Raw genomic sequence first — 10,696 nt, forward strand, 5'->3', positions numbered from 1 at the left:
CTTGGCTACGGCCTTCTTGGCGACGGCCTTCTTGGCAACCGCCTTCTTGGCGACGGCCTTCTTGGCTACAGCCTTCTTGGCGACGGCTTTCTTGGCAACCGCCTTCTTGGCGACGGCCTTCTTTGCCACGGCCTTCTTGGCAACCGCCTTCTTGGCGACGACCTTCTTGGCTACCGCTTTCTTGGCCGGTGCGGCCTTCTTGGCGACGGCCTTCTTGGCGGCAACCTTCTTCACGGCCGGCTTCTTGGCGGCTGCGACTTTCTTCACTGCGACTTTCTTGACGGCAGCTTTCTTGGCCGGTGCGGCCTTCTTCGCTACTGCCTTCTTGGCGGCGGCGGGCTTCTTGGCCGCTGCTTTCTTTACGGCTTTCTTGGCTGTTGCCATGGTCATGCTCCTTAGGTTCAGGGGTCCCAGAACTTAAACCCGTGCCCCGACCCGCCAACAAAGCGGATCGTGCCCGGGCTATTCATCGGCGCATGCCGCTGTTCTGTGCGAGCAACAGCTACTACGGTTTGCGCTAATGAATTCGGCACAGCCATTTGATATGGCCCCCGCTCCTTTGGCGCGAGCCATTTCAAATGGCGCCGGTAGGCAGTCTGATCACAGACCGCCTACCGCTTGTTCTACGTGTTCGAAGACACCCTGACCCAGGAGATTGCCATCAAGCCTGTCGCGAACGCGACGCGCCATCCGTCAGGGATAGTGCGTGCCCGCGCCGGGCTTGATGGTGAACTGCCTTACTCCCAGCTCAGCGTGCCACCGGTTTGGTATTCGATCACGCGAGTTTCAAAAAAGTTGCGTTCCTTTTTAAGGTCGATCATTTCCGCCATCCACGGGAAGGGATTTTCTTCCTGCGGGTAGAGCGGTTCGATACCGATTTGCTGGCAACGACGGTTGGCGATGAAGCGCAGGTAGGATTTGAACATGGGAGCGTTCAAGCCCAGCACGCCGCGCGGCATCGTGTCTTCGGCGTAAGCGTATTCGAGTTCGACCGCTTTGCGGAAGAGTTCTCGAATTTCTTCGCGGAATTCCGGCGTCCACAGATGCGGATTTTCCAGTTTGACGGTGTTGATCAGATCGATGCCGAAGTTGCAGTGCATGGATTCATCGCGAAGGATGTACATGTACTGCTCGGCCGCGCCGGTCATCTTGTTCTGGCGGCCAAGCGCCAGGATCTGCGTGAAGCCAACGTAGAAGAACAGGCCTTCCATCAGGCATGCGAAGACGATCAGGGACTTGAGCAGCGTCTGGTCGGCTTCGGGCGTGCCCGTCTTGAAGTTGGGGTCGGCGATCGCGTCGATGAACGGGATCAGGAATTCGTCCTTGGCGCGGATGGACGGAACTTCGTTGTAAGCGTTGAAGATCTCCGCTTCGTCCAGGTCCAGGCTTTCGACGATGTATTGATAGGCGTGCGTGTGGATGGCCTCTTCGAAGGCCTGGCGCAGCAGGAACTGGCGGCATTCGGGCGCCGTGATGTGGCGGTAGGTGCCCAGCACGATGTTGTTGGCGGCCAGCGAGTCGGCAGTGACGAAGAAGCCGAGGTTGCGCTTGACGATGCGGCGCTCGTCCTCGGTGAGCCCGTTCGGGTTCTTCCAGAGGGCGATGTCGCGCGACATGTTGATCTCTTGCGGCATCCAGTGGTTGGCGCAAGTGGCCAGGTACTTTTCCCACGCCCACTTGTACTTGAAAGGCACAAGCTGGTTGACGTCGGTCTGGCCGTTGATGATGCGCTTGTCGGCAACCTTCACGCGCTGCGAGGTGGCGGAACCGCTGGCGGCCAGGCCGGCGGCGTGTTCAGGCGCAGCGGGCGTGGGCATGGCGGTGTCGCCGAATACGCCAGTCGCTGCCCGGACCTCGGGCGCAGCCTGACCGCCCGCCGCGGGCGCGGCAGGTTGTGCAGGTTGCGTGGCGATGGTGTCGTCTTCCCAATTAATCATGATTCATTCTCCGGAGGCGGTTATTGGCAGGCTTCGCACTCTTCGAAGCCGGGATCGCCCGGCCGCATGGTGCAAACCGCCCCGAGAACTTCGGGTTCCGGCAAAACAGGTGCTGCGGCAACGGCGGAAGCCGTGGACGGGGTGCCTGCGCTGACGGCGTTCAGTTCGCCGCCACGTCCCGTGGACTTTTCGGCGCTGGTGGCGCCAAGGGTGCGCAGGTAGTACGTGGTCTTCAGGCCACGCGTCCAAGCCAGCTTGTAGGTGTCGTCCAGTTTCTTGCCCGATGCGCCAGCCATGTAGATGTTCAGCGACTGGGCTTGATCGATCCACTTCTGGCGGCGCGACGCGCATTCAACCAGCCAGCGCGGTTCGACTTCGAACGCGGTGGCGTAGAGTTCGCGGAGTTCGGAAGGTACGCGATCAATGCGAGACAGGCTGCCGTCGAAGTACTTGAGGTCGGCGACCATGACTTCGTCCCAGAGACCGAGTTTCTTCAGGTCACGCACGAGGTAATCGTTAACGACCGTGAACTCGCCGGAGAGATTCGATTTGACGTACAAGTTCTGGAAAGTGGGTTCGATGCACGCAGATACGCCAATGATATTGGAAATAGTGGCGGTTGGGGCAATTGCGATGCAATTGGAGTTGCGCATGCCATGTTCTTTGATGCGCGCGCGCAACGTATCCCAATCGAGCGTGCTCGATTCATCGACGTCGACATGACCACCGCGTTCTTCACGCAGCATCTTCAACGTGTCTTGCGGCAGGATGCCGCGCGACCACAGCGAGCCTTCGTACGATTGATAGCGGCCGCGTTCCTGCGCGAGCAGGCTCGACGCGAAGTAGGCGTGATAGCACACGGCTTCCATCGAGCGGTCGGCGAATTCGACAGCGGCTTGCGATGCGTACGGCACGCGCATCATCTGCAGGCAGTCCTGGAAGCCCATGATGCCCATGCCCACCGGACGATGGCGCGCGTTGGAATTGCGGGCCTTGTCGACGGCGTAGTAGTTGATGTCGATCACGTTGTCGAGCATGCGCATGGCGATGCTCACGGTGCGCTTGATCTTGTCGTGGTCGAGTTCGAAACCGCCGCCGGCGGCCGGCTTCATGTGCGCGACCAGGTTCACGGAACCCAGGTTGCACACCGCGATTTCGGATTCGTTGGTGTTCAGCGTGATCTCGGTGCACAGGTTCGAGCTGTGCACGACGCCCACGTGCTGCTGGGGCGAGCGGATGTTGCAAGGATCCTTGAACGTGATCCACGGGTGGCCGGTTTCGAACAGCATCGACAGCATCTTGCGCCACAGCGTCAGCGCCGGCATCTTCTTGAAGAGCTTGAGGTCGCCGCTGGCGACGCGGGCTTCATAGCCCACATAGGCTTCTTCGAAGGCGCGGCCGTACTTGTCGTGCAGGTCGGGGCAGTCGGACGGCGAGAACAGCGTCCACTCGCCGCCTTCCATGACGCGCTTCATGAACAGGTCGGGAATCCAGTTCGCCGTGTTCATGTCGTGCGTGCGGCGGCGTTCGTCGCCGGTGTTCTTGCGCAGTTCCAGGAATTCTTCGATGTCCAGGTGCCACGATTCCAGGTACGTGCAGACTGCGCCCTTGCGCTTGCCGCCCTGGTTCACCGCCACGGCGGTGTCGTTGACGACCTTCAGGAACGGGACGACGCCCTGGCTTTCGCCGTTGGTGCCCTTGATGTGGCTGCGCAGCGCGCGGACCGGGGTCCAGTCGTTGCCCAGGCCGCCGGCGTACTTGGCCAGCAGCGCGTTTTCCTTGATGGCGTCGTAGATGCCTTCCAGATCGTCGGAGACGGTGGTGAGGTAGCACGACGACAGCTGCGAGTGCAGCGTGCCCGAGTTGAACAGCGTCGGCGTCGAGCTCATGAAGTCGAACGAGGACAGGATCTCGTAGAACTCGATGGCGCGGGCTTCGCGGTCGGTTTCGCGCAGCGCCAGGCCCATGGCCACGCGCATGAAGAACACCTGCGGCAGTTCGATGCGGGTGCCGCGGATGTGCAGGAAGTAGCGGTCGTACAGCGTCTGCAGGCCGAGGTAGCCGAACTGCAGGTCGCGCTTAGCGTTCAGCGCGAGGCCCAGCTTGGTCAGGTCATAGTTGGCCAGTTCGGGCGACAGCAGGCCGCCTTCGATGCCGCGGGCGATGAAGGTGGGGAAGTATTCGGCGTAGCGCGTGGACATGCCGTCCTGCGAGACTTCTTCGCCCAGCACTTCCTTGCGGATCGTGTGCAGCAGCAGGCGGGCGGTGACCTGGCTGTAGGCCGGGTCCTTTTCGACCTGCGCGCGCGCCGACAGGATGGCGGACTTGAACACTTCGTCGACGGGGATGCCGTCATACAGGTTCTTGACCGTTTCCTTCAGGATGGCTTCGGCGTCGATGAATTCAGCCAGGCCTTCGCCGGCGGCGACGATCGTGGCGCGCAGTTCGGCCACGTCCAGCGGACGGCGCACGCCGCCGTCGGTGACGTTCAGCACATGTTCTTGCGGCGCAGCGGCGGTCTTCTGCTGGTCTTCGGCAGCCGCGGCGGCGGCGCGTTCCTGCGTGCGCTTTTCGCGGTACAGGACGTAAGCGCGGGCAACGTCGTGCTCGCCCGAGCGCATCAGCGCCAGTTCGACCTGGTCCTGGATGTCTTCAATGTGGAAGGTGCCGCCATTGGGGCGGTTGCGCACCAGGGCGTTGACGGCCTGGCCGGTCAGCGTTTCGACCAGTTCGCGAACGCGCGCGGACGCGGCGCCCTGTCCACCGTTGACGGCCAGGAAGGCCTTGGTCATGGCGATGGCGATCTTGCTGGGCTCGAACCCGACCACCGAGCCATTGCGGCGGATGATGTTGTAGCTGGCCCATTGCCCGCCGTTGGCGTTGGCAGGGGAATCGGTTTGGGAGGGCGGCACGGCCGAGGGCCGGGTCACAGAGGCGATCGTAGTCTGCATGGAAGCTCCTGTGCGAAAAAGCGCGTAGATAGCGACATGACGGCGTCATGCCAGGTACGAAATTGGATCTTGTAATGGGGGTCGCAACGTCCGGACGGGCTAGTCCGTAAGGCGTGGCCGGCGGGAATCGGCGCTTAGGCGACCACAATATATAGTGTAGCACCCCGCGTTGGACACTAATTCTAGTGATCGGGGTTTACAGGGACAAGAAGAGAATAAGACGAATCCCACAAAAGATTGTAACCAAATGCACTAGGCGCGCCCCGCAAGGCGCGCCCAGGTCAGTGACCACTCACGGCGACTGTTTATGCGGTTTTCCGCAGGGGTATGTCGCGCGGAGCAGGCGCCGTATAGCTTTGCATCAAGCGGTCCAGTTCGGTCCGATACTTGCTGACGTTGGCGGCCTTCACGTGGCCAAAACCGCGGATGGTTTCTGCCAGGGCGGCGATTGTAGCCGCTTGCGCAAGCTTGTCCCCGGTCAGTCCGGCAAGCAGCCGGTCTATGGTCTGGCGGTACTCGACGACCAGCGCCCGTTCCATCTTGCGTTCGGCGGTATGGCCGAAGGGATCGAACCAGGTTCCGCGCAGCCCCTTGAACCGGGCCAGCAGCTTCAGCGCGGTCATGGTGCGCGGGCCCAGCGTCATCTTGCGGGGCACGCCGGTGCGCGGGTCCTTGCGGGCGAAGATGGGCGGAGCCATGTGGAAGCGCAGGCTGTAGTCGCCTTCGAACTGGCCCTTTAATTGCGCCTGGAACGCATCGCCGGTGTAGAGCCGCGCGACTTCGTATTCGTCCTTGTAGGCCATGAGCTTGAACAGGCCGCGCGCCACCGCCATCGCCAGCCGGGGCGATTTGGCGTCGGGCGCCAGCTCGCGCTCGCGGGCGGCCACGGCTTCGACAGTCTCCCGGTATGCGCGGGCGTAGGCGGCGTCCTGATAGGCCGTCAGGTCTTCGACGCGGCGCGCCACGGCGCGCTCGAAGGTTTCGGGCACATGCAGCTGCACGACCTGGGCGCGCGGGCGCAGCGCGCCTTCCAGCGCCTCCGGCCGATGCGCGGCCAGGCGGCCGCTGTCGAAGGCGGCGCGGTTGGCCGCGACCGCTACGCCGTTCAGTTCGATGGCGCGGTTGATGGCGGCCTGCGAGAGCGGAACGCCGCCGCGCTGCCACGCATAGCCCAGCATGAACATATTGGACAGGATGCTGTCGCCGAACAGGGCCAGAGCGGCTTCGTGCGCGTCGATGGCGGCCGTGCTGGCATCGCCCGCGGCATGGCGGATCTTGGCCAGCAGCGCTTCGGGACGCATGGCGGCGTCGGGATTACGCGTGAAGTCCGACACAGGCGCCACGTAGGTGTTCACCGTGACCTTGGTATGGCCGCGGCGCAGGGCGCCCAGCGAATCCGGCGCCACGGACGCCACCGGGTCGCACAGGATGGCCGCGTCGGCCTGCTGCCAGTCCAGTCGCACGGGGCCGGCGGAGGCGCCGGCGGGCGCAAGGCGGATGTGACTGACGACGGTGCCGCCTTTCTGCGCCAGTCCGGTCAGGTCCAGCACCGCGGCCGACAGGCCTTCCAGGTGCGCGGCCATCGACACGATGGCGCCGATGGTGATGACGCCGGTGCCGCCCATGCCGGCCACCAGCAGGCGGTAGGGATGGTCCAGGGCCGGCAGGTCCGGTTGCGGCAGCTCGTCGATCAGGCGTTGCAGCCTCTCCTGATCGGCCTTGGGCGCCGCGCTCTTCCTGGGCTTGCCGCCCATCACGGACACGAAGCTGGGGCAGAAGCCTTCCGCGCAGGAGTAGTCCTTGTTGCAGCTGGACTGGTCGATTGCGCGCTTGCGGCCATACGGCGTTTCCAGCGGCACCACCGACAGGCAATTGGACTGCACGCCGCAGTCGCCGCAGCCTTCGCACACCGCGCTGTTGATCAGCATGCGGCGCGCCGGGTCGGGAAACTGGTTCTTCTTGCGGCGGCGGCGCTTTTCGGCGGCGCAGGTCTGGTCGTGGATCAGCACCGTCACGCCGGGAATCTCGCGCAGTTCGCGCTGCAGCGCGTCCAGTTCGCGGCGGTGATGGACCTTGATGCCCGGGCCCAGGTCCACGCCCTGGTACTTCTCGGGTTCATCGCTGGTGACGACGATGCGCGCCACGTTCTCGCCGCGCAGCTGCTGGCAGATCTGGGGCACCGAGATCGGCCCGTCCACAGGCTGCCCGCCCGTCATCGCAACCGCGTCGTTGAAGAGGATCTTGTAGGTGATGTTGGCGCGCGCGGCCACCGCCTGGCGGATGGCCAGGTAGCCGGAGTGGTAGTAGGTGCCTTCGCCCATGTTCTGGAAGACGTGCGGCATCTTGGTGTAGCGGGACAGGCCGATCCAGTCGACGCCTTCGCCGCCCATCTGGGTCAGGCCGCCGGTGTCGCGGTCCATCCAGGCGGCCATGTAGTGGCAGCCTACGCCGGACAGCGCCTGGCTGCCCTCGGGAACCTTGGTCGACGTGCTGTGCGGACAGCCCGAACAGAAATACGGGCGGCGGCGCATGCCGTCCGCGTCGTTGGATAGCGGCGCCTGGCATTCGAAGGACGACAGGTCGCGGCCCAGCGGCAGCCCGGCTGCGCGCGACAGCCAGGCAGCCAGCGGTTGCGCCAGCAGCGACGGGCGCAATTGCCCGGCTGAAGGCACCATCGGTTCGCCGTCCAGGCCCTTCTTGCCGATGACGGTCGGGCGGTCCGGCAGGTTGAACAGCATGTCCTTGATCTGGCTTTCGACGACCGCGCCTTTCTCTTCGATCACCAGGATGTGCGACAGGCCGCGCGCGAATTCCAGCAGGCGGCCGCTGTCCATCGGCCACGTCAGGCCCGGTTTGTAGATCCGCACCGGCGCGTTCGCCGTGACGGTGTCCACCCCCAGGCGCGACAGGGCTTCCAGGGTGTCCAGGTGCGCCTTGCCCACGGTGACGATGCCCACGGTGGCCTTGGGCGCGGGACAGGTCAGCTTGTCGATACTGTGCCGGCGCGCGAACGCGGCGACTGCCTTCATGCGCAGGTTCATGCGCGTTTCGACGGCCAGCGACAGGAAGTCGCGCGCGGAATACTCCAGCGCTTCGGGCGGCGTGTCGGGGTCGGCCGGCATGGCGTAGGACTGAATCGCGGCAGGCGTGAACGAGTGGCCGCTTTCGATGGTTTCGGATACCGCCTTGAAGGCGACCCAGGTGCCCGAATAGCGCGACAGCGCCCAGCCCCACAGTGCGAAAGTCTCGTATTCGTCGATCGACGTGGGGTGCACGATGGGCATCTGCCAGCCGATCAGCGACGCCTCGCTGGCGTGCGGAATCGAGGACGACACGGCGGTGTGATCGTCGCCGACCACCACCAGCACGCCGCCGTTGCGCGAAGCGCCCGCGGCATTGCCGTGATGCAGCGCGTCGCCGGCGCGGTCCACGCCGGGGCCCTTGCCGTACCACATGGCGAACACGCCATCGACGTTGCGGTCGGCGCGCACGCCGGCCTGCTGCGTGCCCATGACGGCGGTGGCCGCCATGTCTTCGTTGATGCCGGGCAGGAAGGTGATCTGGTTGGCGTCCAGCGCCTTCTGGGCCTTCCACATGGCCATGTCCACGCCGCCCAGCGGCGAGCCGCGATAACCCGACACGAAGCCGGCGGTGTTCAGGCCGCGTTCGCGGTCTACCCGGCGCTGGGTCAGCATGATGCGGACCAGCGCCTGGGTGCCCGTCATGAAGATGCGGCCAGACTCGCGGGTGAGGTTATCGGCGAGCTGGTAATCGAGGTCCAGATCGGGGGCGGAGGCGGGGGTCCCGTCCATAGTGAAAGCTCCTGGTATTTCGCACCATGATAGGTTCGCCAGGGATCGGGTTTATTGCGTTTTTGGATCGTGCTATCCCTATAATTCGCAATGAATATTTCGTTATCCACAAAAACCAGGAGACAAACAGATGGACAAGACCGATATCGGCATCCTCAAGGCCCTGCAGGAGGACGGCCGGGCCTCGGCGCAGCAGCTTTCAGAAAAGGTAGGGCTGTCGGCCGCGCCCGTGTGGCGGCGGGTGAAAGCGATGGAGGCGAGCGGGGTGATCCAGGGCTACAGCGCCCAGGTGGACCGCAGCAAGGTCGGGCTGGGCTGCATGTTCGCGCAGATCAGCCTGGAGCGGCACTCCGCCAATACGGTCGAGAACTTTGAACGCTCGGTGCGCGACGCGCCCGAGATCCTGGAGTGCTATGCGGTCACCGGCGACTCGGACTTCCTGCTGAAGATCCTGGTGGAAAGCCCGGAAGCCTATGACCGCTTCCTGCACCGTTTCCTGTTCAACATGCCCGGCATCCGCCAGACGCGCACGATCGTGGCGCTGCGCGAGATCAAGCACGAGCAGCGGCTGCCGCTGTAGGGCGGCGCGCGTCCCCTAACTATATATAGAGGACGCGCGGCGCGGGCGGTTTATTGGGGTTGGATGCCGGAGATCCGGATCCACTCCTTCCAGCGCGCGGTGTCTTCCTTCACGAAGGCGTCAAAGCGCGCCACGTCCATTGACTCCGGCGTCAGGCCCAGGGCGCGCAGCTTGCGCGACGTGGCTTCGTCCTGCACCGCCGCCTGCATGTAGGCGTTCATCTTGGCGACGATCTCCGGGGGCGTGCGGGCGGGGGCTGACAGGCCCAGCCAGCCCGCCACGACGAAGTCGGGGTAGAACGCGGCCATCGTCGGCACGCTGGGCCAGGCCTCGTGCGGCCGCGCGCCGGTCACGGCGATGGGGATGAGGCCCTTGCCGTCGATCTGGCCCATGGCGGTCAGGTAGTCCACGAAGGCGAAGCCGATCTGCTTGCCGCGCAGGTCGGTGATGATCTGCGTGATGTTCTTGTACGCCGCGCCGGTGACGTTGATGCCCGCGCGCTGCTTGAAGAGTTCTGACGGCACCTGCGAGGACGAGCTGTAGTAGCCGAAGAAGACGTCGCCGGGATGCTTCCTGGCGTACTCCACCAGTTCGGGCACGGTGCGGTACGGGCTGTCCGGCGACACGACGCCCACGGTGCCGAACGTGCCCAGCATGCCCACTTGCTCGAAGTCCTTTTGCGCGTCGTACGGCAGCGTCTTGTACAGGAACTGGTTGGCCGAATGGGTGGAGTTGGTGGAAAGCAGGAAGGTGTAGCCGTCCGGCGCCGCGTTCTTGCTCGCGTTGGTGCCGACGATGCCGCCGGCGCCGGGCCGGTCTTCGACGATCACGGTCTGCCCGGTTTTCTCGCCCAGGTACTGGGCGAAGGTCCGGGCGGTCAGGTCGGCCGCGCCGCCCGGCGCGGACGGCACGATGATCGTCACGGGCTTTTCGGGCCAGCCGGCGGCGTGCGACGCCGCGGCCCACAACAGGCAGGCGCCGGCGAACGCCGGGCGCAGCAAGCGGGTAATGGTCATGTCTGTCTCCTGGGTGCGCCTGGGCGCGTCGTTATCGTTGTCGTGGTTGTTGTTGTCGGGTGGGGTCAGCCGAATCGCCCGCGGTGCCAGTCCAGGATGGCGGCGGCGCTTACCTGCCAGTGGTCCGCGTACATCATGCAGTGCGGCTGTCCGGTCAGCACGGCGTGCGAAAAGCCGAAGCGGCGGGCGATGGCCTGGTCCTGTCCGGGCGGATGCCGGTCGTGCGTGTCCAGTCCGGCTTCCAGGCACAGGCCCGGCGCGGTGATCGACGCCGCGTCGACGGCCACGCGCAGCAGGTAGCGGTCGTTCAGCACCTGGGGGCTTTCGGCGCACAGGCGCCGAGCCACTTCGCGCACGTCGCGGTCGGGGCTGGCGGCCAAAAGCGCGAGCGGATTTCGGT

At 64.7% G+C, this 10,696-nt stretch carries 6 protein-coding genes and 1 pseudogene; 1 reads left to right on the forward strand and 6 read right to left on the reverse strand.

Annotated features, from left to right (window positions below; all coding sequences use genetic code 11):
• The 4 genes from KYC_RS03710 to KYC_RS03725 form a co-directional block, all read right to left on the reverse strand.
• Positions 1–384, reverse strand: a 384-nt coding sequence (locus KYC_RS03710; protein ID WP_008158990.1) for a histone H1-like repetitive region-containing protein, incomplete at its 3' end; no start/stop codon positions are given.
• Between the two features lie 353 nt (positions 385–737).
• Complete coding sequence (locus tag KYC_RS03715) at positions 738–1,937, reverse strand: ribonucleotide-diphosphate reductase subunit beta (RefSeq protein WP_008158993.1); 1,200 nt, start codon at positions 1,935–1,937, stop codon at positions 738–740.
• 20 nt (positions 1,938–1,957) lie between these two features.
• Positions 1,958–4,888, reverse strand: a complete 2,931-nt coding sequence (locus KYC_RS03720) for a ribonucleoside-diphosphate reductase subunit alpha (RefSeq protein ID WP_008158995.1) — start codon at positions 4,886–4,888, stop codon at positions 1,958–1,960.
• Positions 4,889–5,193: 305 nt separating this feature from the next.
• The gene (locus KYC_RS03725) at positions 5,194–8,700 is read right to left on the reverse strand and encodes an indolepyruvate ferredoxin oxidoreductase family protein (RefSeq protein ID WP_008158997.1); all 3,507 of its coding nucleotides are present in this window, start codon (positions 8,698–8,700) and stop codon (positions 5,194–5,196) included.
• 130 nt (positions 8,701–8,830) lie between these two features.
• Between KYC_RS03725 and KYC_RS03730 the strand changes: the two genes are divergently transcribed.
• Positions 8,831–9,280: an Lrp/AsnC family transcriptional regulator gene (locus KYC_RS03730; protein ID WP_008159001.1), complete on the forward strand. Its 450-nt coding sequence runs from the start codon at positions 8,831–8,833 to the stop codon at positions 9,278–9,280.
• A 50-nt stretch (positions 9,281–9,330) separates the two neighbouring features.
• Here KYC_RS03730 and KYC_RS03735 read toward each other — a convergent pair whose 3' ends face one another.
• Complete coding sequence (locus tag KYC_RS03735; protein ID WP_008159003.1) at positions 9,331–10,296, reverse strand: Bug family tripartite tricarboxylate transporter substrate binding protein; 966 nt, start codon at positions 10,294–10,296, stop codon at positions 9,331–9,333.
• Positions 10,297–10,361: 65 nt separating this feature from the next.
• A pseudogene (locus KYC_RS03740) lies at positions 10,362–10,696 on the reverse strand (alpha/beta hydrolase); the annotation flags it as partial.

This window comes from Achromobacter arsenitoxydans SY8, assembly GCF_000236785.1.
In the GTDB taxonomy this organism is placed as follows: domain Bacteria; phylum Pseudomonadota; class Gammaproteobacteria; order Burkholderiales; family Burkholderiaceae_B; genus Achromobacter; species Achromobacter arsenitoxydans.